The following is a 25,267-nucleotide window of genomic DNA, read 5'->3' as shown; positions in this document are numbered from 1 at the left end:
TGGTTTCCATCTGAAAGGACTTTAGGCATTATGCGTTAACAACAGGCTCTGCTTCAGCTTGTTGAGGCATTGGCTGGTTTAGTTTTTTTATCAACTTACTCGTGGTTTTGTTGAGCTCATCTACACTGTTTTGCAAAGCAGAATCCGAATCCGTCATGTTCCCCAATTGTCTAGACAATTCACCAGTTCCCTCTTGATATTGCTGAATTGCTTTCGTCAACATCTCTGCCTGGTTATGAAACGCCTCATGATTCTGTTTGATAAGTTTCTTCATATCTTCTGAGATTGATTGGGTTAAAAGTTTTGATTGATGATTAAATGTATCACTATTCAGCTTCATCAAGCTTTCTAATTCTTGTGAGAATGTTTCAAACCATTGATTCGTTGTGAAATAACTTTCTAGCGTTTTTACAGTACCCATAAATGAGTCATTCACCATACCGTTTTGGTTGTTCAATTCGTTCAGCTGCTTTAACAGACTTGCCTGGTTTTTCTCCATTTGTTTATGAATTGCCCCGGCAATCTCTGTATTAAATTCGCCTTGCGACTGGCTTTGAGCAGCAATCTGAGAGATTTGCGCGGAGGTGTTCTGGAAAAATTCGTGCATTTCATTGTAGGAATTTTGAACCGCCTGTTGGACGTTGACAAACAGTGTTTCCTGTAATTTCTGGACTTTTTCATTGCTTTTGACAATGCCGTCCATATTTCTGGATTGATACCCCGCGAATGCCTTCAATTCGACAATGGTTTGCTCAAAAGATTCTCTCGTTGCGTGATAATATTCGTCCTGGTTATGAAAGTAATCAAATAGCTTGGAAAAGTCGTCATGGATCAATGTTGCTTTTTTATTAAACGCTTTGGTAATCACTTTCATATCGCCAAACAGACCGCTGACGGCAGTTGTGTTTTGCTGAAATTCATTATTAAAGGCGTTGAGGTTATCTGTAGCGGTTTTGAATTCCTTTGCTATACCGGCAACATCCAAGAAGGCCCGTCCCATGTTAAAAATCGCCTCTTTGACTTCACCAAGCGCTTCCACGACATAGTAATCCGCTGTCTTTTGGTCCTTTTGAGTAATATAGTTCTCAATTTTTAACATGACTTGCAAAAGCAGATGCTCCGAGTTTCTAATTTTTGAATGAAGGTTGATGGCAATTGAGAACAGAATCCCGCCGATACTTGTAAAAAAGGCAGTGTGAACCCCCGACAAAATATTTAAGATTGACTTATCGATATTTTCCGGGTTGATGGCTGCAAGGGAGAACACCAATCCGACAAATGTTCCCAGTACCCCGACAAGAATTGAAATCGAAGCATACGTATGAATCAGTTTCATTCGTTTGACAATATTGGTATTGTTTTCAATGGTATGTTCGGACATATACATCTCAATGAAGGATGAAATATTGAGCTGTGCCTTTGTGGTTTCTTTTTTGGTAATATATTCTCTCCAAATATTCGAAGCAATTTGGTTAGCTTCAGGATTTTTTGTTACATCCTCGTCCTGCTGTTTAAGATATGAAAATATAAAATGATTGCTATTGATGGAGAAATTAGCAATGGTCCCGAGAACGAGATAGACTGTTAGAACAATAACTTCATTTGAACCAAATTTTGAAATCCCTCCGCTTAAGTAGTAAATAAAAAGTAATGCAGCTGGAGAATACGTTAAAACTGGCAGCAAGTTTTTCTTCATCTTCTTTGTCCCACTCCTAAATATATTGAAGAACTTTGTTTAAATTGAACACAAATTCCTATGATAATTGTATCAAAACAGCGACAAAAATAGGTAGAAATCTATATTCCTTTTCTTTCCTGTCAATGGGGTATAATATTTTCCCAGTTGTTTTGCCGTTCTAATCGTCAGAAGGTGGATTTGCACGGACATCGCCAGTTTGATTGTATGGTTCCGCCTTTCCAAGGCCGGCTTTCTTTCATCATATGGACTTTTGTTAACTTGCCCCTAAAAAAAGTTGGATTGGTGCCGCCCCCCTTCTTCATCCATCACTTTTTCTGCCATACTTGTTCAATAGTTTTTTGTTTATCAATTTGCCAAAATCAGTGTTATAGCCCTGTCCTCGACGTTTTCATTTGAATATATTATTTCTGAGTCACTTTTGGAAAGGAGGAGAGATACATGGGCTGTCGCAAGGAGAGGCATCATTTCAAAGATAAACATCATCATCACGATAAAGATGATGACTGTTGCTGCTGTCAAGAGAAAGATGGGTTCAACTGCAAAAAAGATTGTTTATGCCGCATCCTGAAGAACTTTAGATTTAATGATATTACCATTAAAACCAAATCCGGGGATATTATTATGGGTGAATTAGAAGAGGTAACGAAGGACTGTTGCGTGAAAATTATGGAACCTGAGGTAATGACTCCATTTATCTCCGAAAGGCTTACAGTTATTCGATGTAAAGATATCGAAAGCTTTACCGTTGACTTAATGGACATCTAAAACTACCTGAAGGTAAGATGCGGTCCAATAAGTCCATTTATTAAGCAGGCGGAAATCATGATTTGTTATTCTTTACCTAATTTTCTATTAATATGATTGTTTCTGGAAGTAGCTGGCGATGCCTTCTACTTTCAGATTATTGTGGGCCAACGCCACTATCCTGAATTCGACTAACTTTGTCTAGGCCCAGCAGGCGGCCCGGGGCTGAGGCGGTAACACCCTGCACCGCCCGCAGAAAGCAAAGCTCTTAGAGCGGAAATTAACCTCTAATTATATTACAGTCATATTTTAATACAAATTCCAAGAAGGGGATCAAAAAGGTCAGTTCGCTGACTTTTTGGACAGTGCCTTTATTCATGGTAGTCCAAAGTATTCAAAAAACAGGATAGAAACATACTTTATGTTTGAGCAGAAACTCCGTTTTGGTAAAAAAAGAATAGCATTTGATGGGCATTTTACCTTCATGTGTACGTCCAATCTTGAATTCTATATGATTAAAGGGAGCGGTGATAATTGATTTACTTTGCCATATTGGCCCACGATAATGAAAGAGTTCTGGCTGAACAAATAAAGAATATACGTTTCTTCAATCCTAATGCAAAAATCGTATTATATAATGGAGGCACCGATACACAGTTCGGTCAAAGTCTAGGTCTCCCCATTTGCCCATATAGCAGGCCCTTGCGCTGGGGCAATCTAACCCCCTACCTTTTTGACATCATGAGGTGGCTAGAGGAAACGGAAGCGGATTATGACTACCTAGTCAATTTAGACCATGATGTCTTATTTATTAAACACGGATTTGAATCATTTCTAGAGGAATTTATGAAGGACTACGATTGCATGGGTTCTTATTTTCATATACAGCACGCTCCTACTGACTATCCAGAATTTGGTCCAGGAATTTCTATGTGGAGTGAATGGGAAAAGTGGAAGCCAATATTTAAAACAGACTATTTCGCACGTTATTTCAATCCTGGACAGGTATACCGACATTCCATAATTAAGAAAATGCTTTCTGAGATAAATATAGATCAATTAGAATTATTATGGCCAGCCACAAATGTCGTAGCGTTAGAAGAAATGTTCTTTGTTACATTAGCTATGAGTAAGGGGGCAAAATGCAGAGAATACCCGTGGTTACGTAAAGAGTGTACTCAATATGTCTTTTATCAGGAAGATATCAGCTTAGATAAAGTTAAAGAAGCACAAAAGCATCCAGATTATTTTTGGATTCACCCCGTAAAAGGTGAATCTCTGATTACGATGAATCGTTATCTAATAAGAGAATAAGACAGAGTTAATTTAAAAAAGAGATATCTCTATAATTGATTTGGTTCTCCAAGATATCATAAAGGGGCATCCGTTTATGGGTATGACTACACGCCCAAACCAAAAATAGAATATTTTTTTTAATACTCAATATATTGTGGTGTGGTGTCTGATGCTTTGCTTTTTGGACAGCCCCCACATTAATTCTTAAAGATAACTCTCCGACTGGCGCATGCCGGGGGTCGAAGACAGAGGCATATTTCCGAAGAGCACACCTTTTTGATTGCGATACGTTGTAGTTGGAGCTGTTCTTAGTGCACTTGTGGCTAATAGGAAAGTTTTATACTTTCGCTATCAGCCAAAAAATCCTTCAATAGCAGGAATATTAGCAACAAACCGGCTTCTCTTCCTTAAAACATAATCTTTAACATCCGAATGATGATGTTGGGAACCATACCTTACATAGGCATAATAATTTTTCGATAAAGAATAAATTTTCAGCTCATTTTTATAGCATAACCGCAGAAATCCGCTGTCCTCTCCCCGATTTACATCGGGGAACTTCACCTTTTGGAAAATTTCCTTTTTAAAAACCAAGGTCGCTCCGCTCATAAAATCGGCGGATTGGTATAGGCCCTTTGAATCGAGCCATTTTTGTTCATGATTCGGGTTATATAGACGAAGTTCGTGATTGTTTTGAAAGTAAATATAAAAAGTGCTTTTCCCTACTACATCCGCACCAGTTTGCTTCAGCCCTAGATAAGCATCCTGCAAATAATTGGCACCGTAATAGTCATCATCGTCCATTTTTGCAATAAAATTATATTTGGCTTCCTTTATTCCAAAATTCAAGCATTCCCCTAAACTAACATGTTCTGGGAAAGAAAAAACTTTCATGTCTGCATGGGATAAATCTATTTTTTTTATCGGTGCATTCAAAATTAACAGAAGCTCTTTTTCCTCTATCTTCTGTTTTTGGAAGTTTTCTATGATGTGAGGAACAAAATTTTCACGATTGGTACAGACCACGACGGAAATCATAATCCTCCTCCTTCCCTCACGCACTTCTCATAAAGGTCCGTTACAGCGATTCGTTTACATTGCTTTTGAAAGGCATCATCCCAAGCCTGCCACGAATGGTTATGACACTTGCCATATCGTATTAAAGCATATTCATAAGAATCTCCGGAATAAACAACGTATCTGTTGCTTAGGCAATCCCTCTGAAATTGTACATCCTCCCCTTCACTTAATTCCTGGAACGGAACTGTTTCCCATACTTTTTTTTTAAAAACCAATGTCCCGCCTGCCAGAAAAAAGTGCGGACTTTTTAAAAGTCTTCGTTGTAATTGTGGGCGAAATAACGCTAGGAGTTTGTCATTTTGGAAATAAACAAATATCCCCGCTTTTCCCGTTACATCGGCCTGATTGTCCTTCAATTGTTGGATGGAGCGCGACAAATAATCGGGTGAATAATAGTCATCATCATCCATTTTTGCAAGGATCGAATGCCTGGCCTGAGAGGCCCCAAAGTTCAGGCACTCTCCTAAGGTCTTAGCTTCATCCATCTGGAATACCCGTATATCGTTAAAAGATTGAAGCCTGGACTGCCAATTCTCTAACTGCATCTTATTATGATTTAAAACGATAATTAGTTCTTTCTCCGGCACAGTTTGCTGAAGGAACTGCTTAACAGCCCGAGTAAGAAAATCTTCTCTCATTGTGCACAATACAACGGAAACCAAAGGCTGCTTCACCTGCCTACTACGTTTTTATCATCTGGCGGCCTACCCAAACCAACGGCATTTTATTTCATAGTATGTAAGTGTCAGTTTAGAAATGAGGTGAACCATGAAAAAAAAGCGTTAATAACCGATGTTGATGGTTTTTTTGTATCAGATTCCCTAAACCTAGCAAATAAAGACTGGATTCTTATATAGGTTGTTTATGAATTTGGCAGCCTATTCGGCACGGCATAACGTTATCGGAAATTGGTCATACAGAAGGTCAATGGCCCTGTCTGAACCTTTTTACAATGAATATAGTAAATTGAAAACCTTTATTGTATGGCAAGTGAAAGGTCATTAAAACCAAAACGAAAAGGGGTGAAACGGTGGATATCTCAGTAGTAATGGCGGTTTTCAATGGAGAACAACATTTGGAAGAAGCATTAAACAGCATCTTGCATCAAACCTATAAAGACTTTGAATTCATTATTGTTAATGACGGTTCCACCGACCGGACCAAAGCAATATTAGACTCCTATACAGACCCCCGGCTCCAAGTGATTCATTTGGAACATAACCAGGGGGCTGCCAATGCCTTAAATGTTGGAATTAGACTGGCCTCCGGAAAGTGGATTGCCATACAGGACAGCGATGATGTGAGTCTTTCCACACGGCTGGAGGAGCAACTAGCCTTTATAACCGAGAATCCCGATTTTGCTGGTGTGGGCTCACTAATTGAATGTATTCCAGGAGAATCACCCATTAGTACTGAAAGGCTTCAAGCAGAAACCAATGGTTCAAACCGGTTAGTGCACCATCAGGAAATATTTGATAATCGGTTTTACGGCTGTTCCTTAGTCCATGGTTCCATGCTTTATTCAAAGGAAATTTACGAAAAGGCTGGGCATTATGATCCTCGTTATCGTATTGCCTATGATTATGATTTATGGCTAAAGATGCAAGAATATGGACACCTCACCAAAATAACCAGAACTCTTTATCAATGGAGAATCAATCTTGATTCATTGAGCAGAAATGACACAGTAACTACTTGTGATGAGGTTCTCAAAGCTTCTGCGTCTGCCATCCATCGGATGTTATCCAAAAATTTAGGCAGAAAACCGAGAGTTTTGGTGGTTGGCACTAAAAGAGCCTGCATTCATTTTTTCAATCATATCTCACACTCATCCGGCTTGAAGGTCTCCAAATATATTCGTTACTCTTCTGATATAACCCGGTTAATCAAGTATTTAAAAAAGGGAAATATCGATGCCGTGATTTTGCTGGATTCTTTTCATCAAACTACTGATATGACGGAATCGGAATTGTTGCAATATGGCTTGCAGCCTAATAAAAGCCTGTTTAGAATTTGGAACGTTGTTAATTAATTAACTAAGGTTGGAGCGAAAAGCATGGTGAAAGTTTCTGTTGTTATGGCCGTTTATAACGGTGAATCCCACTTGAAAGAATCAATCGATAGCATCTTAAACCAAACCTATCGAAGATTTGAATTCATTATTGTGAATGATGGTTCTACCGATAAAACAAAGGAAATCCTGGAATCGTTTCGGGACCGGCGTTTAAAAATTTATCATTTAGAAAAAAATCATGGACAAACATTTTCCTTGAATTTTGGAATTAGCAAGGCCCGGGGCAAATGGATTGCTAGGCAGGATGCAGATGATATCAGCCTCCCCAATAGATTGCGAGAGCAATTGATTTATCTAAAAAAGCATCCTTATCTTGCAGGGGTGGCCTGCATGATAAAAAGTATTCCTGGAAATGAGCCGGTTGATCAATCTATATTGAACGGTAAGCAGTGGAGTAATATGGCTTTAACAAACGAGCAAATTAAGGAGTTTCGTTTTGTGGCGCCCCCTGTGATTCATGGGTCAATGATATTCTCAAAACATTTTTTTCAAGCGGTTGGCAGTTACAATGAGAAATACTCGATTGGACAAGATTTTGATTTATGGATTCGAATGTTGGATAAAGGCATTATTGAAAAGGTTCCACAGGTTCTATATATGTATCGGGTGGAAGCCAATTCTTTAAGCAATATTAAAGAATCACAAACCTGCAAGGAATCTTTAACCATAGCAAGTTCCCATATCAATAAGCTTTTATTGGACAAATTGAATCGTCAGCCAAAATTGGGCATTATCGGACCTGCATCCGGTTGCCAGCATTATTTAGAGCATATTTGCCCGTTATTTAATATGAATGTGACTCATCAAAGCCATATTGATGAGGTGGATGATTATCCTGAAATACAATATGCATGGGGAGATAACCAAATTGATGCCATTATTGTACTGGATGGGGGTTTTTCATACGAAGTCATTGATCGGCTGAAACAGGAAGGATTAATAATCAATCAGGACTTTTTCAGACTCTGGAATATTTTTTAAAACTGGTGGTGATATCCATGTCTTACCCACTTGTCAGTATCGTCATTCCAACCTACAACAAATTGCCGCTCCTGCAAAATACGCTGCACTCACTAAACCATCAATCTTACCCCTCCTCCCGTTATGAAATCATAGTATCGGATGATTGTTCTACAGATTTAACAGTCCCATACCTAAAGGCTAATTCTTTTAACAATTTAAAAATCATTGCCTCTAAAGTGAATACTGGCCCCGGTCCTGCCCGGAACCTGGGTGTGGAAGCAGCTGAAGGGGAACTAGTCATTTTTTGCGATAGCGACTTTATTTTGCCCTATGACTTTATCCAGAATCATGTTAACGATCATAACCTGAACCCCCGACTCGCCCTTTCAGGAATGGGCAATTGGCATTATGTCCTTACCTATGACTTTGGTAATCATTGGTATGACTATCAGAAGGAGGATCTTAAAGAGGCCTTTGCCAATCCCTTCTTCTCCAATCGAAGGTTGGCAGGCATGGATTCTCCCTTATTGAAAATAAAGGATATTTATCACAATCAAATCGATTCCTTTTTGTTTTGCCCTAATTGGTACAGACCGTGGGTCAAAATGTTTGGAGAGATTATTCAATTATATGGACCTGAAATGAAAGATTTTCAGTTTCCTTGGATTTCTTTTTGCACGGGCAATGTTTCCATCCTTAAGGACACATTTCAAAATTTAGGGGGGTTTGATGAGAGCTTTCGCAGAAAGGAAGATTGGGAGTTCGGTTATCGCTTTTTCCAAGATGGGGGGGATTTTCGTTTTTCTGAAAAGGCAGAAGCTTATCAGCAATTGAGCCCGATTAACCCTGAAAGAAATAAAACAGAAGATGATACGTATATCCAGCTATGCCGAAAATATCCCCATACGAGTATTTATCTTTTATCCTTAGGCTTAAGAAAAGGTTTTTCCTACCATCAATTATCAACTGTACTTTCACAGCATATGGATCTTTTAAAGGATGAAAATAAAGCCAACTTTGTAAAAGGATTTGAGAAAATGCTTTACTATTTTTCCATGGGCAAGTACAAAAAGTTAAATAAGTTTGCTTCCCTTGCGAAAAGTAAGCTCAGTACTCCTCCAGACGCCATTGAGGATTTTCCTGAATGGAAGTACGCCTTTGATGTTTTATTATATTCATAGGAAAGGAGATAATCTAAGGCCATTACTTATAGTATTATCATCCTTGCTAATAACCGTGCAGAACAGTTGATGGTTTCAATGATGAAACAGAAAGATGGATTGGGTCCAATATTCCTCCATACAAGCTTAGATACTTGAACATTGGTTGCCATAGGGCGTTTCATACGCCAGAAATAAGTAATTAAGATATAGGCATTTTGCTATAAAGCAAAAAACTATCCACCAAAGACGGTGGATAGTTTTTTTACAGGCTGCCATACTCTTTTCCTACTGGTCATTAATATCCATCTGGATGTTTTTCATGCCAATTCCAGGAAGATTGGATAATTTCAGATAAATCATGCTTTGGAACCCAGCCTAGGTATTGTTTAATTTTTTCAAACGAAGCAATTAACAAGGGCGGATCCCCTGACCTTCTTGGTTCGAACTGTATAGTTGCCTCTCGGTTAGCTATTGTTTCACAAGCTTTTATGATTTCCAATACCGAATAACCGGTTCCATTCCCGAGATTAAAGATTTCTGACTTTCCCCCATCCCGGCATAGATACTCATATGCTAAAATATGGGCATTAGATAGGTCGGAGACATGGATATAATCCCTAACGCTTGTTCCGTCTGACGTAGGATAATCGTTTCCGAACACCTTTATGACGTCTGTTACTCCCTGCAAATGCTTGATTACGTTTGGAATGAGATGTGTTTCAGGATCATGATCCTCACCGATTTGCCCTGATGTATGGGCGCCGCCTACATTAAAATAGCGCAGAATCACGTAATTCAAATTATGATTGGCAGAGATGTCCTTCAAAACGGTTTCCATCATTAATTTTGATCGTCCATAAGGATTAATTGGAATTTGCGGGTGGGATTCTGTCAAAATAGCAGTAGAAGGAATTCCATAAGTAGCACAGGTTGATGAAAAAATAAATGCCCTCACACCATATTGATTCATTTTGCGTAACAGACAAATCGTTTGCTCGACATTATTGCTGTAGTATTTCAATGGATTTTGAACCGATTCCTCTACTAAACAATTCGCTGAGAAATGCATCACAGCTTCCACTTTAAACTTTTGAAAAATTCTATCTAAAATCTCTTCATCTCCACAATTCCCCAAAACAAAGATTGCCCTTTTATCCACCGCTTCTTTGTGCCCGGTGGACAAGTTATCTAGGACCAAAACCTGGTAACCTTTATCCAACAAATCTCTTGTGACATGACTGCCAATATATCCAGCACCACCTGTAACTAAGATCATGGGTTAGCCTCCCTTATTTTTTTAGAAAAAGCAAGTTGGACTGGACAGCCGACTTCTTCTATTATTAGGCGTCCTTTTTTCTGATTGTTTACAAAGACTAACGAGGACAGTATATCAAATCATTAACCACCTAAAGCTCGCTTCAGTTTTTAGAGAAAATAAAGCGGCTGTACATCGTTTACCTCTATCAAATCCTTCAATATCACGCCTGGCGCAAATTGGCATTTCTTTCGGTAAAACCTTGGCGATTGGCAGATTTCTAGTTCCATACCCCTGCTGCTGGAATAATTGCTTTTCTTACCATGTCTTGTCCTTCCCCTCCTTGTAAACTAGTATTAATTTATTCAAAATGGGATAAGGGGTAGCTTGTCCAAGCCAGAAAGGGCACTAGATAGGGCGGTGTTTATGGTCGTTTTTATAAAAAAATAGCACCCGAATAATCGAGAGCTATTTCTGTATCAATTAGTTTATATCCAGCCTTTTTTCTCGGCAATGCTGGCGGCCTCTGTGCGGTTTTTGGCGCCGAGCTTGTGGATGATTTCCGATATATAATTGCGTACTGTGCCGGAGGAAAGATAAAGTTCTTTGGTAATTTCTTTAGTAGTTTTACCTAAAGCCGCTAGCTTTAAGATTTCCTGTTCTTTCTGAGACAACGGGTTCTCTTCACGAATGACGTTAAACGTCAGCTCTGGGCTGAAGATCCGCTTTCCTGCAACTACCTTGCGGATGGCATCGGCGAGCTCATCAATTTCTCCATCCTTTAACAGGTAGCCATGAACTCCAGCTTTGACGGCACGCTCAAAAAAACCGGGTCGAGCAAAAGTTGTCAAAATAATCACCTTGCTGGATGCAGACCTGCGTACCAGTTCTTCTGCCACCTCTAAGCCATTCATTACCGGCATCTCAATGTCCATTAAACAGACGTCCGGCTCGAGTTTCAAAATGGACTTTAGTGCTTCGTCCCCATTGGTGGCTTGGCCAATGACTTTCATATCAGACTCTAAATCTAGCAGAGACCCGAGCGCGCTCAACAGCATTCGCTGGTCTTCCGCAATCAACAACCGAATCACACGGCCGCCTCCTCTTTTTTAATAATTGGTACCGTTATTTCCAGCACGGCTCCATTATGGCTCGATAACGAAAGAAATCCATCGACAAGGGCCAGCCGCTCTTTCATGCCGTTTAGGCCATTGCCAAACAACTGGTCATTCGGGACTCCCATACCGTCATCCGAAACGGTAATGTTTATTTTTTCAGTCGAGAGCTTCGCAGAAATGGAACAATGGGCAGCCCGGCTATGCTTGACGACATTGGTGGCCGCTTCGCGAATGCACATGCCGATTATGTTTTGCGTAAACGGGGGAATCCTGGAAAAATCAGCTTTCCCATCATATTGATAGGTAATGCCTGCAGCCCGAAGAATCTGCTGAATTTGTATCAATTCTTCGGCAATTGTAGCGGCACGCATATCGGAGACAAGCTCGCGCACTTGTTTTAACGCTGCCCTTGACGTGACTTCCATTTCTTTTGCTTCAGTTTTAGCCCGGTCCGGGTCTGCAGGTATTAGCCGCTGCACTAGCTGGCTTTTCAATGTTAATAGGGATAATGTATGGCCAAGAGTATCATGCAAATCCCTGGCAATCCTTACCCGCTCCTCCCGTTTGACCAATTCTTCAATTTGCTTATTAGCTTGAGCAAGCTGCTTTTCCAGCTCCATCCTGCGATTCATCGAGCGGATCCCAAACGGGGAAATCAGCATGATGATTAAAAAGGGAATAAAATATATCAGTTCTTTGGACGTCAATGGACTTCCTGTCATGAGGATATGATAAACAATAGGGAAAATTTCGATGAACGCTAGGCTCACCAGTCCGCGATAGAATACCGTTTTATTCTGGAACCAGCCAATGAAATTCGCCGGAAAAAATCCTAGAAAAAAATGATTTAAGCTATAAAACATACTCAAGATAAACACAATGGCCATCTGTACCGACAGCCAGTAGGTGAACTTTTTATTCCCCATGCAAAAGTAAAGCTGCCGGTACGTGACCAAGAACAGGAGCACCATTCCGTAGCCAATCAGCTGTTTCAGTCCATGTTCTTCCTTCGTCAAATAAAAGACTGGAAATCCAATATAGACTAGGAAGATATAAGGGAAGAAACCGTATTGGCTAGGGAATAGGCTAAATCTTCGGTTCATTCTCATCACACCGCTTCTTGTTTTCTTCTAATATACTTTGATAGTAGCATGAACAGGGCCAAATAGGCGATTAATATCAGAATGTTTTTCCAATCCGGCAGCTCACCGCGGACAATTTCCCAGGCGCCGTTGCCAAAATGATAGGAAGGCAGCCACTGGGCAATATTTTGCATTATTTTCGGCATAACCTCAAGGGGCATCCATAAGCCTCCGGTTACTGCTAAGACCATATACACCACATTACTGATGCCAGCGGCGGTTTCTACTTTTTTCATCAAGCCAATCATTGTGCCCACTGCAAGAAACGGAAGTGACCCAAACAAAATCCACAAGCCGCTCATCACCCATTCAAGGACAGATAAACTGACATCATTAATGATCGCACCTGCGATAAAAATAATGGTAATTGACAATACATGGATCACACTTTGGCCAATCATTTGGGCAGCAAAATAAACACTGTCAGACAAAGGAGTCGTACGGATGAAGGTGGACCAGCCCTGCGAACGCTCTTGTACCATTCGAATTCCTAGTGTCATCATCGAAGAGCCCATGACACTAAACACAGTCATTGACATTAAATAATGGGCCTGCCATTCTTCTTTATCTGGCACATCCGAATTCACTAAATTCGTAAACACATAATAGAAAATAATGGGCATCACCAATGACCAAAAGACAAAATACCGATTTCTTAAAACCCTGATCATCTCTGTTTTGCATTGCATTTGAAATGCTTTCATGCTAAATGGCCTCCTTTATTCCGCTGGTCAGCTGTTCGAATGCTTCCTCCAGCTTGCCGCGTTCAATTTGAATATCCCGTGCCCCCATTTTTTCTTGAAAAATCAGCTCCAGTACCCGGTCGGTGTTGGCCGCTTCGGCATAGACCCGGTTATTTTTTCGATAAATCCGGTCGATTTCGCTGTGTTGATACAATCTTTCCAGTGAGGTTTCTGGGTCGACGATAAATGAAACAGATTGCTTATTGATGCTGGCTTTGATTTGATCCGGCGTTCCGTCGGCGACAATGCTTCCGTCCTTGAACAACAGGATGCGGTCTGCCGCTTCATCGGCTTCCTGCAGGTAGTGGGTGGAAAAGATGATTGTTTTACCTTGGTCGGCCAACTGTCTTACTGTTTGCCAAAATTGTTTTCTAGCGGTGATGTCCATGCCGACGGTCGGTTCATCGAAAATAATCAATTCAGGATTGCCAGCCAGTGCCAAGGAGAAGCTGAGCCGGCGCTTTTGGCCGCCGGACAACTTTTCCGCTCTTGTTTTTAAGTCTTGCTCTGTCAGGCCAGTCAGGCGGATGAGGTTTTCCATGGGAAGCGGCTCCGGATAATAGCTTCTGATTAACGCCAGGATTTCACGTACTTTTAAGCCTTCTATGACACTGACTTCCTGAAGCATGGTACCGAGTTTTTCCCTGACTTGTTTTTCGTGCGGTTGGCGGTTGAATAACCGGATTTCTCCTGATGTGGGTTTTAAGAGGCCTAGGATCATTGAAATGGTCGTTGTTTTTCCGGCCCCGTTTGGCCCGAGGATTGCGGTTACCTCTCCTTTGGTGATGGAAAAAGATACATCGTGGACGGCTGTTTTATGTTGAAATGACTTTGTCACGTTTTTCACTGTTAAAACTTCGTTCATTTGTGGAACACCTCCTGATTTCTTGACTTTATTGTACTGTGGAAGGGGGTGTCACTTTTAGTAAGGATTGTCACCAATACGGGGTGACAAATGTCATATTGTTTCAGCATGATTAATTATTAACAAAATATTCACTCCTTCCTTAAACCTAGAAGAGATATTATATATATGATTGGTATAGGTCAATATTGAAAGGAAGATGCCTATGGCAATAGTTTTAAAACACCGAGCCTTATCCGATGAGTTAAAGATTCTAAGAATATTAAATGTCCGAATGACCTTATCAAAAACAGATAAAGGAAACTACTTAAATCTTGAAAAAGGATACGAAGGCGAAGTAAGGTTTGATCAAATGACTGGGAGGCTGCAGAGCGAAATTTTGGTACTGAACGATTTGCTGCTAGAAGTTAAAGGTACTCAGTTTCAGATTGATTCATTAATCATCTCAAAGGATATTATTTTTCCATACGAGATAAAAAATTATGAAGGCGATTATTTTTACGAATCAGATAGGCTTTACACCCTTTCCGGTAAGGAAATAAAGGACCCACTTCTCCAATTAACCCGCTGTGAGTCCTTGCTTCGACAGTTACTGCAAAATCTTGGATACTATCTCTCTACAGAAGGATCTGTTGTATTCGTGAACCCCGAATTCTCTTTATACCAAGCCCCTCTTCATAAACCATTTATCTTGCCAACTCAATTAACTCACCTCATGGAAAAATTAGATGCGCTCCCCGGGAAACCAACGGAAAGACACATCAGGCTGGCTAAAAAACTAGTTTCTTTGCATATTACTAAACCTACTTTCACCAGACTTCCATCTTATGAATTTCATACTCTAAAAAAGGGTCCTACGTGTGGGATTTGTAACTCTTTTTCTATGGTTAATCATGGAAAGAAAGCTATTTGCCAAACATGCGGACATGTGGAGTGGATTGATACTGCTATTGTGAGGAGTATAGAGGAGCTGAGGCTCTTGTTCCCAGACCTTAAAATAACTTCAAACGTTGTTTATGAATGGACCCATTCGTTTGCGTCTATGAAGACGATTGGGAGGATACTGAAGCAAAACTATTACGCTGTTGGCGTTGGCCAATGGACTTATTATGTGGGAAAGATTACTCCTGCCAGCTTACATTCAAAATGAGCTTCCTTTTATGAAAAATTTCATTTTTGCTTACCATTTTTTATTAACGACCAATCTCTACTCCCTGCCTTCAGTTCGGTCGTTAATAGACTTTGATTACCTACCGTTCTCTCCTTCTCTATCCTCGAACGGTAGGTAATCCCGCCCATTAACTCCCCTTCTCCGCTTTTGCTCCCTGGTTCGGTCGGTAATAGCCTTGATTAACTACTCTTCTCTAATTTTTTTCGCTCGAATGGTCGTTAATGAATTTGCTGAATTTTCATTCTATTGTTATCCGGATGCAACACCTTTATCTTCCCGGTAGTAAAAAAAGAGATCTGCTTCTACTAAGGCAGACCTCTTCATCCAATTTAAGCACTTGCCAGTTCGTCTTTATTCTTGTTCGTTTGTTTCTTTTTACGTTTATTTTTCCCAAGCCATTTATCAAGATAATAGATGATAATGATAAACACTGACATAATGCCAAAATACTGGACAATGACACTAATGACGCTCGCGTTTCCAAAATCTCCTTTTTCACCTTTAAATCCGCCTTCTGTCATAGCCGATTTGTCGAAATCTCCGCCTTTGAATTCACCATTTGCAAAGTCTGGCCGGTCTCCTGCTTCGAAGCTGCCACCTGCAAAGTCCGGCCGTGCTCCAGTTTCAGAGCCGCTGCCTGCAAAATCCGGTTTCTCGCCGCCATGGAAGTCACCCCCTGCTGTTTGGGAAGAAGAGGAAAACACGGTAGTTACTCTTTGGAGTTGATTCATGAAACTGGATGTGTAGATTTCATAGCTTCCAAACACTAATAACCCGACAGTCATTACTTTTGCGATAACACCCAAGACAGGTTTAGGGGTTTTGATTTTCACGATATTCTTAAATACATTGATGACCCATTTCCAGTGCAATCCGACGTGGGCTGCCACTAAGACTAGAGCCAAATAAGAAATGGCCATGTGGGACATTTTGAACCATTGCTCATTCCCTACGTTGATATTCGGGAACACGACTCTAGAGATGAAGATACCGCTGATGATAATAAAGGCCATCGTAATCAATAACAACAGGTTTAACACATATCCCAATTTTGTTTTAGCAGGCAGCTTGCGATCAAACAGCTTCAGCGTCACGTTTTTCACCCAGCGCCAATTGAGTGCGATGTGGGTAAAAAATGCGGCTCCAATCGCCAAGCCTGCAATTTCATGGAACGTCAAGCCTCCTAAAACACGCTTGTTGAAAAATAAAACAAAGGTTACTGCCATTAATAGATCTAGTCCAAACTTGATGTATGTGATCATTTTCGAGCTTTTTTTCTTTTCCATGGTTATGCTCCTTTTAAATTTACGACTTCCGAATGTCTAAATTTAATTTAATGGCTCAACCTTAAATATTCCTTAAGAAACCAAAAAATAAAAACCCGCCCATTTTTAACAGGCGAGTTCTGTAAGGATGCCGCACTTCATTTATAAAGAAGATACCGTTCCCGGACTTTCATGAATTTGTCCAACGCAGGCTGCCATTCCTTTTTCATTTCCTCAATGGATTTCCCAGCTTCGATCCCAGCACGGATGGAACCGCTGCCGACGAGCTGGTCAAAGAAGGAGGTGCCTGCGCTGCTTGGTGCCAGGAATCGGAAATTTTCCGGATACATGTCGTGAATCGTTTTAACAAGGTATAGTCCCGTTTCAAACGGCTTAAAGGACTCTCGGTTTGTGATATGTATTTGGACACCGTGGCTTAATTGATTCATATGCTTTGAAGTGGCCGGGATGAACGAAGCTGCCTGGAAGGTCACACCCGCCAGATGATAGGAATTCAGTTTGGCGGCCAAATTATCTTTGTTGATAAACGGAGCGCCAATCCATTCAAATGGTCGCGGTGTCCCCCTTCCTTCCGAAACGTTCGTCCCTTCGATAAGGCCCGTGCCCGGATAACAAATAGCAGCATCCAACGTCGGGATATTGGGTGAGGGCTTCAGGAATGGCAACGGGGTATCGTCATAAATCATGCTGCGCTTCCAGCCTTCCATTTTCACCACGGTCAAATCGGCGCCAATTTCAAATTCCTTGTTAAACATCCGGGCCAGTTCGCCAACCGTCATCCCGTGGCGGACCGGAATCGGGTATTCCCCGACAAAATAAGTATATTTCTGTTCCATAATCGGGCCTTCCACGTCCGTGCCGTTAATGGGGTTTGGCCGGTCCAGCACGATTATCGGAATATGATTTTCCTTCGCTGCTTCCATGGCCAATGCCATGGTGTAGATGTAGGTATAAAAGCGGGCACCGACATCCTGAATATCAAATAACAACACATCCACATTGGCAAGCATTTCAGGGGTGGGTTTTTTCGTCGCGCCGTATAGGCTGTATACGGGGACCCCGGTTTTTTCATCGGTATACGATTTCACATGGGTACCGGCCGGGGCGGTGCCGCGAACGCCGTGTTCCGGGCCAAAAAGCGCCGTTAATTGAACATCAGGATGATGGTAAAGCCTATCTACGATACTATGAAGTTGTTGATCGACACCGGTGGGGTTGGTGATCAGCCCGAAACGCTTTCCTTTTATCAACTCATTTCGGTCCTCAAGCAAAACCTCCACTCCTAACCGGAACGGTGATTCCTTTTTTTCATGGTGATGATTGGCGGCATTGGCGGCTTTGACCGCTGAAAGTATCAGCAACATGGCCATCACACCGGCTAGACATTTTTTCATCGGGGTCCCCGCTTTTTTTCTTGACTTTTAATACCTCAGCCCATGTCCATAACCAAACAAGACACTACCATCATGGTTGTATATGGTCACTGGAAGCCGTCCTGTCGGATTATTTTTACCGAAAATGGTGTTAACCGCTGCTTCGAAACTGGCTGGAAGGTAACTGTATTGGACCAACGCGGCATCAGCATCAGGGTAGGACATGACATCGTAAGGGTTTCGAATCCCAACGGCAATAACCGGTACATCCATCTCGGAAATCAGCTGATTGGCCAACTGCATTTGCCCTGCAGCAGGAGCCCTCCCCGAAACACTGGCAGTATAGGTACCAACGATGACATATTTGGCATCCTTTATTGCTCTCAGTTGTGCCGTGCTAAGTTTTGACTGCGTATGGATATACATAACATTGTCATGTTGCTTTTTCACTTGTTCCGCAAGCAAGTTCACGTAGGAGCCAGCGTTTCCTACCACCGCGATTTTATCCTCTTTCGTTGCTTTTAGCGGAAGCACGTCACTGTTTTTTACTAGCGTAATTGATTTTGCAGCGACTTCTTTTTCAATGGCTTTATGTTCCGCCGATCCAACTGCTTTAAGGGCATTGGCCGCCTTTTCTTCCACACTCTTGTCGGCTTTCGGCTTCACAATGGTGCGGTTCAGCTTCAGGGTGAGGATTCGCTTAACGGACTGCTCCACCCGGTCAATCGGAATTTCCCCGGAATGGATGGCTTCGTACAGCCCATTGGCGACATCTTCAACCCCGACTGGCATCAGCAGGATATCGGCACCCGCTTTCACAGCGCGGATGGCTGCGTCAACAGGGCCAAAGTGTTCGGCAATTGCCCCCATGTTCAAGGCATCGGTGACAATGACTCCGTTATAGCCCATCTCCTCGCGCATTAAACCGGTGATCACTTTATGGGATAAGGTGGCCGGGATTGTAATTTCCGAACCGTCCTTTTTGGAGATGGCTTTCGTATCATCCACTTTCGGAAAGGTCACATGCGCAGTCATGACCGCGTCAATGCCAGCATCCATCGCCTTTTGGAACGGGTATAGCTCCACTTTTTTCAGACGAACAATATCATGTGGCACTTCCGGCAGGCCAATATGGGAATCGACCGCCGTGTCGCCGTGGCCGGGAAAATGCTTGGCTGTTGAGACAATCCCTGTTTCATGAAGCCCCCTCATATAAGCGTTTCCTAATTTCGCCACCAACTTCGGGTCTTCCCCGAATGAGCGGACGCCAATCACCGGGTTATCGGGATTGTTGTTGGTGTCGAGGACCGGGCCAAAGTCCATGTTAATCCCGAGCGCGCTCAGTTCTTCCCCGATGGCTTTGCCCACCTTTTCAGTCAATTTCACAGAGCGTGCCGCGCCCAAAGCCATGTTGCCTGGAAAGTCGGTTCCGGTTTGCAGCCGAGTGATGATTCCACCTTCTTGGTCAATCGAAATCAACATAGCGTATTTTTCCGCCGCATCCTGATAAGCACTGACGAGTCTTGCGGTTTGGTCCGCCGTGACCGTATTTTCACGGAACAAAATCACACCGCCCAAGTGATAGTCACTCACCAGTTTGGCCATTTCATCGTTCATGACGGTCACATTTTGTCCCTGCCAGGTCCGGAAATCCGGCATCAACATTTGGCCAACCTTTTCTTCCATCGTCATATTTTTAATTACCTTGCCTATCACGTCATAACGCTTCCCTTGTTCTTTTTTCACAAAAATCTTATCGCCCTTGATGCGAATTCCAATCCGGTCCGTGGAGCGGCCGTCGCTCACCGTGATCAACGACTTTCCGTTGTGGCCGGCTCGTTTCACATTGCCGTTCGCCACCTTCGCGACTTTTTTATTAGAGGACTGCCATTTTAACTTTTCAGTGGCCAACATAAAATGGCCATCCTCCCCAATACGAAGGGCATTCAGCTGAATTTGGCCGCCGACGGTTTCCCGTGTCACTTGGGGTACGTTCAAGTCGATGACTAAATCCTGCTTTCTCGTTAAGGCCGGTTCCCGCGAACTCGGCATGGCAGCGGTTAAGATGACCACGGTCAAAAAGATGATCATGGCCACTTTCAAACTTTTTAACATGCTTCCCCTCCTTTGGTAAAATTAATGATCCCTCACCTGCCAGTCATTCCGGTAAAACTTCAGTTTTTTGCCGCCAAGTTTTGGATTACCTACATACCAGCCGCGTTTATTGATGGAGCCATCCGTTTTGTAGACAAACCGCAATTTTTCTGCATCTTTCGGCACGGGTAACTGTTGTTTTTCCCAGCCGTTGCTGGTCCCCGCGAACTCGGCAGCTTTTTTCCATGTGCCCGTTCGAAAAATCTCGATATAGCCAAAATCCCAGCCATCTTCCATTATGTGCCAGGTTGAAAAGGATAAGGTGCCATCCTTTTTCAAGTGCAAATCCGCTTCCATCTTCCGGTTTACCTTGTCCCCGTAACCGGCAAACCAAGCGGTGCCTCCTCCTGGTATGGAAACCGGTAGCGCGTCAGCAACTTGGCGGGCAAAAAGTCTCCTTGTCTCGTTTACCGGTCCCATGCTTCGGCTCGGATGGACTCGGTTTGTCAACAAGATGGCAACCGTTTTGCTGTTCGGATTGACCACAATCGAAGTCCCGGTAAATCCAGTATGGCCAAAAGAAGCGGTCCCTTCCGATAATGCGTCCATGTACCAGTTTTGCGCTAACTCCCAGCCAAGTCCGTGATCATCCCCCCGGAAGGACCCGTTCTGATTCTGCAAAATAAACTTTACTGTTTCCGGCTTTAAAATGGTTTTCCCGCCATATTTTCCGTTGTTGATAAACACATGGGCCAGCTTGGCTAAGTCTTGGGCAGTGGAAAACACGCCCGCGTGCCCCGCCACCCCTCCAAGCGACCAAGCATTTTCATCATGAACTTTGCCCCAGACAAGGCCGCGTGCCGGAACCGCTTGATACTCGGTGGCGGCAATGCGCTTTTTTAAAGAAGCTGGCGGATTATACATCGTATCCTTCATTCCCAGCGGCCTAGTGATATGTTCTTTGACAAACACGTCTTGACGCCTGCCGGATAGTTGTTCGATTAGAGCGCCAATGGTGATCATGTTTAAGTCACTGTATTCATATGAAGCACCGGGCTTGTTTATTAATGGCTGTTGAAAAACCAGCCGCAGTTTTTCTTCTCGCGATCCTTCTAGTGAATAGAGCGGGAGCCAAGCCTTCAATCCTGACGTATGGGTCAACAGCTGGCGGATCGTGACTTTTTCTTTTCCGTTGGCCGCAAATGCGGGAATATACTTGGAGACGGGATCGTCCAGCTGGAAAAGTCCTTTCTCATAAAGCTGCATAATCGCCACCGTAGTAAAGATTTTGCTGATGGAGGCCACGTCAAAAATCGTGTCTTTCCTCATTGAGATTGGCCGGTCCATTTCTGACAGCTTGCTGTCCGTATAGCGGGCGGAGTAACCGTATGCCGTATGTTTGACAATTTTCCCGCTTCTCGCGACCAAAGCAACTGCACCGGGGAAATACTGCTGCGAAATGGAGTTGTTGATAATGGAGTCGATTTGTTGAAGTGGGGAGGCAATCATTTTGGCTTCTCGTGGAGAGCTGGGCTTCAATACACTGGCGACAGGGATGGAGAAGGCACTCCAAATCATTTCAGAGTGCGGGTTCTTTAATGCGGAGACGCTTTTTTTCTCTTTCACTTCCATGTTCGGGCTACTCTTCGTACCTTCGGAAGCCTGTACGTTTGTTGTGCCTATTACAGCTGTGCAAACTGCTGTAAAGATCATGGCTCTTTTTTTCATAAATCCTCCCTCATTCATTGTGAATACATTTACCTATTTACTCCAAAACGATTATACACACGTTTTCCCCAGATTTATCCTAGTTATCAACAGTTTTTCATATATATCCACATAATTATCCACAGAGTTGAATACATTAGTTTGAAAATTTAGATTTGTATGACCACTAAATGACAGTTATACACATTTCTATAGAAGTTGTTCACAAAACAAGATAGTTTATCCCCATTATCCAGTTTTTTACCCACATTTGTTCCACATGACAGCGTAAATGGACCCGGTTTGTTGGCCTAGGTCCATTAGCTCAGACTTATGATTCAGTTGGCTTTCCTTCCTGTTGGTTGAAATCATCTGTTTTTTCTACGATTTGCTCCAGTTCGCCGATATCCCCTTTTGCATTAATGATTTCAAAGATTTGGTTTAACCCTTCGCTTGTATCATCCTGTTTATTTTTCAAAAGAATTCCTCCTTTGTCTACTATTAGACTGTCCATTTTTTGGATATTCATGAGAAATTTAGACAAAGAAAAGCGCAACCCCTGGTCAGCGCACGACAGGCCTCCTCCAAAAAGCTAACGCTTTTTGCTCGTGCGAAGCCTATGCTGACGAAGCCTTCCTTGTGTTGGGCTCCAACTGAGATAAGGTGAAACTTCAATTAGCGAAAGTTTTTCTCGCTGATTGTTAGTTGAACCAATCGGGTTCTTACGGGCAGTTGAGAATCTACTGCCCGTTGAACGGGATAAGGTGAAACTTCAATCAGCGAGCGTTTTTCTCGCTGATTGTTAGTTGAACCAATCGGGTTCTTACGGGCAGTTGAGAATCTACTGCCCGTTGAACGGGATAAGGTGAAACTTCAATCAGCGAGCGTTTTTCTCGCTGATTGTTAGTTGAACCAATCGGGTTCTTACGGGCAGTTGAGAATCTACTGCCCGTTGAACGGGATAAAGGAAACACGAAGAACGAAGCGCGTTCATGCTTGGCTTATCGTAGGGCGGAGACCGAAGGCGTCTCACCGCTAGGGCGCTAGAGCTAGACAATTCTCAAGGTCAAAAGTTTTATACTTTCCATAAAAAAAGTACGCCGGGATTGGGGCCCGGCGTACTTCTCATTCAATTACAAACGCGCAGCAATCTCCACAACTTTGCTATTGTGGTAGATTGCTTTTACCATTAATTTTTTCCTTAAATCATCACATAAACAATCCTGCTGCAGCAGTTCATTATGACGGTGCTGGAAGACGTGATAATAATATTTGCCCTTTAATATCATTCTTAACACATGAAGCCCCTCCTCAATTCTGTTATGCATACATAAACCGTGGAAGTTGGTCGTGTTCGGTAACTGGCTGGCATTGTTCTTAGACGGTAGCCCCTATAGTTTTGCGTCACCATTTTTCAATGGTTTTGCCGTTTCGTACGATTTATGTGTTTATCAAAAATATACATAAATTAAGAGAAAAAGGAAAGTGACATGCTTCCTATTATTGAATCTGAATTTTCCGAACTATTAGCGACCATGGGACCAGGCCTTTCTTCAGCAATGACTAGGCAGCTGCTCCATAAAAAAGCCTCTTGGCGCTTCTGCGCACAAGAGGCTTAGGGTTAGTTTCCTTTGATTTCTAGCAATTTTAATTTTAAGTCATTTTCCATCGCGGCCAATTCCTGCTCGGCGATCCGGCGTTTATTCCGGCCTTCCTCTTGAATCCTCAATGTTTCCTCCAATGTGCTGATCAAGTTTTCTTGTGTTTTCTTCAATGTTTCAATATCGACCAACCCGCGCTCGTTTTCTTTCGCGGTTTCAATTGTGTTGGTTTTTAACATTTCCGCGTTTTTAAGCAGCAGTTCGTTGGTGGTTTTCGAAACTTGTTTTTGTGCTTCTACCGCATGACGCTGGCGGATTAATGTCAGAGCAATCGCCACCTGATTTTTCCATAATGGAATGGCCGTTACGATCGACGATTGGATTTTCTCCACAAGCGCCTGGTTGGTGTTTTGGATCAGGCGAATTTGCGGTGCGCCCTGAATCGTGATTTCCCGGCTCAACTTTAAGTCATGCAGTCGTTTATCCAAACGGTCGGCAAATTGAATCATGTCGTTGACTTCTTGGAATTTCATCTGATCATTGGTCAGCTCTGCTTTGCGCTTCAACTCGGGGATTGTTTTTTGGTACATTTCTTCAAGTTTGATTTCTCCTGCAGCGATATACACATTCAAAGCATGGAAATATTCCTTATTGTTATCATAAAGCTGGTCCAGCAATTTGATGTCGGATAACAGGACGTTTTTGCTGCGTTCGAGTTTTACGCTGATCCGGTCAATTTGCGCCCCCGTCTTTTGGTATTTCGAGAGTACTTCCTGCATCGAGTTAGATATTTTTCCGAACAAACGGCCAAAAAAGGATGGTTTCTCATCCCTTAGTTCATCCGGATTCACTTCGTTCAATTTTTTCATTAAGTCAGCGATAATTTCGCCGATTTCACCGACATCCTTTTTTTGCACATGTTCTAGCATGTTATGGGAAAACGATAACAGCTTGCTTTGGGCCTGGCTGCCATATTGAATCATCGCTTGATGATTGGTCGGGTCAATTTGTTCCGCCAGCTGGTAGGCCTTGGCCCGGTGCTCCTCCGGAATCGTATCGATTAATTTGACTGGCCTTGCATCTTGGGCCTGCGGGGCCGGGCTTTTGGCAGTCTGATGGCCTTCGCCAAACGGGTCGGCCAGAATATCGTCCAGTAAGTTGTCTTTTTTGTTTAAATTCGGATTGTTTTCGTTCATTTAAACCACCTGTTCTTATCGGGAAATTTCGAATCTTTGTATCGATTGATGGAATGCTTGGCTACATCTATTTCAAAATTCAAATGATCCACATCATTGGAAACGATCGTATATAAGTCATCTTCCAACACTTTAGTCATTTCATTTAAAGTCTGTTTCGTTTCAATAAGAGACTGATTGATTTCGATGCTTTTTTTCGGCTGAGACGCAAGGAAGCTATACTTTTCGGTCAGCTCCACAATTGAATCCAAGTGGGAAAAATAAAACGGCTCGGCTTGGTAAAACCGCTTCGGCTCCTTGGCGGCCATCTTTTGGATTTTCTTGGTGATCCGCATGATATCCATTCTCTGCTTGACAGAGGAAAGGTCACGGAAATCAAACAATGATTTGTTTAATCGGCGGATTTTCTTGCTGGCTTCCGCCAAATTTTTTCGAATATAACGGTATTCTTTCCTTGTTAGTTGATGTTTTTTCAAAAATTGCTGAGTCATGACTAAGGACAGGATGACATGAACAATGACTCCGCCAAGGATGGCATAGCCTACAGACGGGAGAAAGTTGACGTCAAAGAAAACAAAACTGACAAACCCTGTAATGATGGTGACAGGGACAGCAACGAGTGAACGAATGATAAACGAAAGAAACGGGTTCATAATAAATCGACTCCTGACTCATAATCCTTTATATTCATACGGAT

At 42.4% G+C, this 25,267-nt stretch carries 23 protein-coding genes and 1 riboswitch; of the genes, 6 read left to right on the top strand and 17 right to left on the bottom strand.

Features of this window, described 5'->3' with window-relative positions; genetic code table 11:
- Window positions 1-28 precede the first annotated feature (28 nt).
- On the bottom strand, window positions 29-1,696 hold the full coding sequence (locus ACY8D0_RS12975; RefSeq protein WP_462410924.1) for a MotA/TolQ/ExbB proton channel family protein: 1,668 nt from the start codon (window positions 1,694-1,696) through the stop codon (window positions 29-31).
- A gap of 441 nt (window positions 1,697-2,137) precedes the next feature.
- Between ACY8D0_RS12975 and ACY8D0_RS12970 the strand changes: the two genes are divergently transcribed.
- Together ACY8D0_RS12970 and ACY8D0_RS12965 are read left to right on the top strand one after the other, a co-directional pair.
- Window positions 2,138-2,464: a hypothetical protein gene (locus ACY8D0_RS12970; RefSeq protein WP_462410923.1), complete on the top strand. Its 327-nt coding sequence runs from the start codon at window positions 2,138-2,140 to the stop codon at window positions 2,462-2,464.
- Between the two features lie 513 nt (window positions 2,465-2,977).
- Entirely contained in the window at window positions 2,978-3,757 is a 780-nt protein-coding gene (locus ACY8D0_RS12965; protein WP_462410922.1) for a hypothetical protein, read from the top strand.
- 333 nt (window positions 3,758-4,090) lie between these two features.
- Here the strand turns inward: ACY8D0_RS12965 and ACY8D0_RS12960 are convergent, their stop codons facing one another.
- Both ACY8D0_RS12960 and ACY8D0_RS12955 read right to left on the bottom strand, forming a co-directional pair.
- Entirely contained in the window at window positions 4,091-4,777 is a 687-nt protein-coding gene (locus ACY8D0_RS12960; protein ID WP_462410921.1) for a glycosyltransferase family 2 protein, read from the bottom strand.
- Window positions 4,774-5,481, bottom strand: coding sequence for a glycosyltransferase (locus ACY8D0_RS12955; protein WP_462410920.1), 708 nt, complete (start codon window positions 5,479-5,481; stop codon window positions 4,774-4,776). The genes ACY8D0_RS12960 and ACY8D0_RS12955 overlap by 4 nt, the downstream gene beginning before the upstream one ends.
- 368 nt (window positions 5,482-5,849) lie before the next feature.
- Between ACY8D0_RS12955 and ACY8D0_RS12950 the strand changes: the two genes are divergently transcribed.
- Genes ACY8D0_RS12950 through ACY8D0_RS12940 form a run of 3 tightly spaced genes read left to right on the top strand, consistent with a single transcriptional unit; the run spans window position 5,850 to window position 9,037 of the window.
- Window positions 5,850-6,851, top strand: coding sequence for a glycosyltransferase family 2 protein (locus tag ACY8D0_RS12950; RefSeq protein ID WP_462410919.1), 1,002 nt, complete (start codon window positions 5,850-5,852; stop codon window positions 6,849-6,851).
- 24 nt (window positions 6,852-6,875) lie between these two features.
- Entirely contained in the window at window positions 6,876-7,874 is a 999-nt protein-coding gene (locus tag ACY8D0_RS12945; protein ID WP_462410918.1) for a glycosyltransferase family 2 protein, read from the top strand.
- A gap of 17 nt (window positions 7,875-7,891) precedes the next feature.
- Window positions 7,892-9,037, top strand: a complete 1,146-nt coding sequence (locus tag ACY8D0_RS12940; protein ID WP_462410917.1) for a glycosyltransferase family 2 protein — start codon at window positions 7,892-7,894, stop codon at window positions 9,035-9,037.
- Between the two features lie 277 nt (window positions 9,038-9,314).
- On the opposite strand, the gene galE is transcribed toward ACY8D0_RS12940, so the two are convergent.
- From galE to ACY8D0_RS12915, 5 genes are all read right to left on the bottom strand, one after another.
- Complete coding sequence (gene galE, locus ACY8D0_RS12935) at window positions 9,315-10,295, bottom strand: UDP-glucose 4-epimerase GalE (RefSeq protein WP_462410916.1); 981 nt, start codon at window positions 10,293-10,295, stop codon at window positions 9,315-9,317.
- Window positions 10,296-10,762: 467 nt separating this feature from the next.
- Window positions 10,763-11,365 (bottom strand): response regulator transcription factor, encoded by a 603-nt coding sequence (locus tag ACY8D0_RS12930; RefSeq protein WP_462410915.1) that lies wholly within the window; start codon window positions 11,363-11,365, stop codon window positions 10,763-10,765.
- Window positions 11,362-12,495, bottom strand: a complete 1,134-nt coding sequence (locus tag ACY8D0_RS12925) for a sensor histidine kinase (protein WP_462410914.1) — start codon at window positions 12,493-12,495, stop codon at window positions 11,362-11,364. The genes ACY8D0_RS12930 and ACY8D0_RS12925 overlap by 4 nt, the downstream gene beginning before the upstream one ends.
- Window positions 12,496-12,500: 5 nt before the next feature.
- Complete coding sequence (locus tag ACY8D0_RS12920) at window positions 12,501-13,238, bottom strand: ABC transporter permease (RefSeq protein WP_462410913.1); 738 nt, start codon at window positions 13,236-13,238, stop codon at window positions 12,501-12,503.
- 1 nt (window position 13,239) lies between these two features.
- Window positions 13,240-14,142, bottom strand: a complete 903-nt coding sequence (locus ACY8D0_RS12915) for an ABC transporter ATP-binding protein (RefSeq protein WP_462410912.1) — start codon at window positions 14,140-14,142, stop codon at window positions 13,240-13,242.
- Window positions 14,143-14,347: 205 nt separating this feature from the next.
- Between ACY8D0_RS12915 and ACY8D0_RS12910 the strand changes: the two genes are divergently transcribed.
- The gene (locus tag ACY8D0_RS12910; protein WP_462410911.1) at window positions 14,348-15,292 is read left to right on the top strand and encodes a nuclease-related domain-containing protein; all 945 of its coding nucleotides are present in this window, start codon (window positions 14,348-14,350) and stop codon (window positions 15,290-15,292) included.
- Between the two features lie 20 nt (window positions 15,293-15,312).
- On the opposite strand, the gene ACY8D0_RS12905 is transcribed toward ACY8D0_RS12910, so the two are convergent.
- From ACY8D0_RS12905 to ACY8D0_RS12865, 9 genes are all read right to left on the bottom strand, one after another.
- Complete coding sequence (locus tag ACY8D0_RS12905; protein WP_462410910.1) at window positions 15,313-15,441, bottom strand: hypothetical protein; 129 nt, start codon at window positions 15,439-15,441, stop codon at window positions 15,313-15,315.
- Between the two features lie 201 nt (window positions 15,442-15,642).
- Entirely contained in the window at window positions 15,643-16,599 is a 957-nt protein-coding gene (locus ACY8D0_RS12900; protein ID WP_462410909.1) for a DUF4405 domain-containing protein, read from the bottom strand.
- Between the two features lie 137 nt (window positions 16,600-16,736).
- Entirely contained in the window at window positions 16,737-17,993 is a 1,257-nt protein-coding gene (locus ACY8D0_RS12895; protein ID WP_462410908.1) for an exo-beta-N-acetylmuramidase NamZ family protein, read from the bottom strand.
- Window positions 17,994-18,020: 27 nt separating this feature from the next.
- On the bottom strand, window positions 18,021-20,087 hold the full coding sequence (locus ACY8D0_RS12890) for a glycoside hydrolase family 3 protein (protein WP_462410907.1): 2,067 nt from the start codon (window positions 20,085-20,087) through the stop codon (window positions 18,021-18,023).
- 21 nt (window positions 20,088-20,108) lie between these two features.
- Window positions 20,109-21,794 carry a serine hydrolase domain-containing protein gene (locus tag ACY8D0_RS12885; RefSeq protein ID WP_462410906.1) on the bottom strand — a complete coding sequence of 562 codons (1,686 nt, stop codon included), beginning with the start codon at window positions 21,792-21,794 and terminating at the stop codon, window positions 20,109-20,111.
- 310 nt (window positions 21,795-22,104) lie between these two features.
- Window positions 22,105-22,251 (bottom strand): hypothetical protein, encoded by a 147-nt coding sequence (locus ACY8D0_RS12880; RefSeq protein WP_462410905.1) that lies wholly within the window; start codon window positions 22,249-22,251, stop codon window positions 22,105-22,107.
- A gap of 655 nt (window positions 22,252-22,906) precedes the next feature.
- Window positions 22,907-23,071, bottom strand: a complete 165-nt coding sequence (locus ACY8D0_RS12875; protein ID WP_462410904.1) for a hypothetical protein — start codon at window positions 23,069-23,071, stop codon at window positions 22,907-22,909.
- Between the two features lie 55 nt (window positions 23,072-23,126).
- Window positions 23,127-23,211, bottom strand: a riboswitch (cyclic di-GMP riboswitch).
- A 183-nt stretch (window positions 23,212-23,394) separates the two neighbouring features.
- Window positions 23,395-24,570 carry a toxic anion resistance protein gene (locus tag ACY8D0_RS12870; protein WP_462410903.1) on the bottom strand — a complete coding sequence of 392 codons (1,176 nt, stop codon included), beginning with the start codon at window positions 24,568-24,570 and terminating at the stop codon, window positions 23,395-23,397.
- Window positions 24,567-25,223 (bottom strand): 5-bromo-4-chloroindolyl phosphate hydrolysis family protein, encoded by a 657-nt coding sequence (locus ACY8D0_RS12865; RefSeq protein ID WP_462410902.1) that lies wholly within the window; start codon window positions 25,221-25,223, stop codon window positions 24,567-24,569. Before ACY8D0_RS12865 ends, ACY8D0_RS12870 begins: the two co-directional genes overlap by 4 nt.
- Window positions 25,224-25,267: the final 44 nt, after the last annotated feature.

This window comes from Neobacillus camarae (genome assembly GCF_054950115.1).
The sequence above is the reverse complement of the archived record's forward strand: the minus strand, read 5'-3'. Positions and strand labels throughout refer to the sequence as shown.

What these genes read in the sequence shown, in the direction of transcription:
- ACY8D0_RS12975 (WP_462410924.1), bottom strand. Translation starts at nt 1,696, where the DNA reads ATGAAGAAAAACTTGCTGCCAGTTTTAACGTATTCTCCAGCTGCATTA.
- ACY8D0_RS12970 (WP_462410923.1), top strand. Translation starts at nt 2,138, where the DNA reads ATGGGCTGTCGCAAGGAGAGGCATCATTTCAAAGATAAACATCATCAT.
- ACY8D0_RS12960 (WP_462410921.1), bottom strand. Translation starts at nt 4,777, where the DNA reads ATGATTTCCGTCGTGGTCTGTACCAATCGTGAAAATTTTGTTCCTCAC.
- ACY8D0_RS12945 (WP_462410918.1), top strand. Translation starts at nt 6,876, where the DNA reads ATGGTGAAAGTTTCTGTTGTTATGGCCGTTTATAACGGTGAATCCCAC.
- ACY8D0_RS12940 (WP_462410917.1), top strand. Translation starts at nt 7,892, where the DNA reads ATGTCTTACCCACTTGTCAGTATCGTCATTCCAACCTACAACAAATTG.
- galE (WP_462410916.1), bottom strand. Translation starts at nt 10,295, where the DNA reads ATGATCTTAGTTACAGGTGGTGCTGGATATATTGGCAGTCATGTCACA.
- ACY8D0_RS12925 (WP_462410914.1), bottom strand. Translation starts at nt 12,495, where the DNA reads ATGAACCGAAGATTTAGCCTATTCCCTAGCCAATACGGTTTCTTCCCT.
- ACY8D0_RS12920 (WP_462410913.1), bottom strand. Translation starts at nt 13,238, where the DNA reads ATGAAAGCATTTCAAATGCAATGCAAAACAGAGATGATCAGGGTTTTA.
- ACY8D0_RS12915 (WP_462410912.1), bottom strand. Translation starts at nt 14,142, where the DNA reads ATGAACGAAGTTTTAACAGTGAAAAACGTGACAAAGTCATTTCAACAT.
- ACY8D0_RS12910 (WP_462410911.1), top strand. Translation starts at nt 14,348, where the DNA reads ATGGCAATAGTTTTAAAACACCGAGCCTTATCCGATGAGTTAAAGATT.
- ACY8D0_RS12905 (WP_462410910.1), bottom strand. Translation starts at nt 15,441, where the DNA reads ATGGGCGGGATTACCTACCGTTCGAGGATAGAGAAGGAGAGAACGGTA.
- ACY8D0_RS12900 (WP_462410909.1), bottom strand. Translation starts at nt 16,599, where the DNA reads ATGGAAAAGAAAAAAAGCTCGAAAATGATCACATACATCAAGTTTGGA.
- ACY8D0_RS12895 (WP_462410908.1), bottom strand. Translation starts at nt 17,993, where the DNA reads ATGAAAAAATGTCTAGCCGGTGTGATGGCCATGTTGCTGATACTTTCA.
- ACY8D0_RS12890 (WP_462410907.1), bottom strand. Translation starts at nt 20,087, where the DNA reads ATGTTAAAAAGTTTGAAAGTGGCCATGATCATCTTTTTGACCGTGGTC.
- ACY8D0_RS12885 (WP_462410906.1), bottom strand. Translation starts at nt 21,794, where the DNA reads ATGAAAAAAAGAGCCATGATCTTTACAGCAGTTTGCACAGCTGTAATA.
- ACY8D0_RS12870 (WP_462410903.1), bottom strand. Translation starts at nt 24,570, where the DNA reads ATGAACGAAAACAATCCGAATTTAAACAAAAAAGACAACTTACTGGAC.
- ACY8D0_RS12865 (WP_462410902.1), bottom strand. Translation starts at nt 25,223, where the DNA reads ATGAACCCGTTTCTTTCGTTTATCATTCGTTCACTCGTTGCTGTCCCT.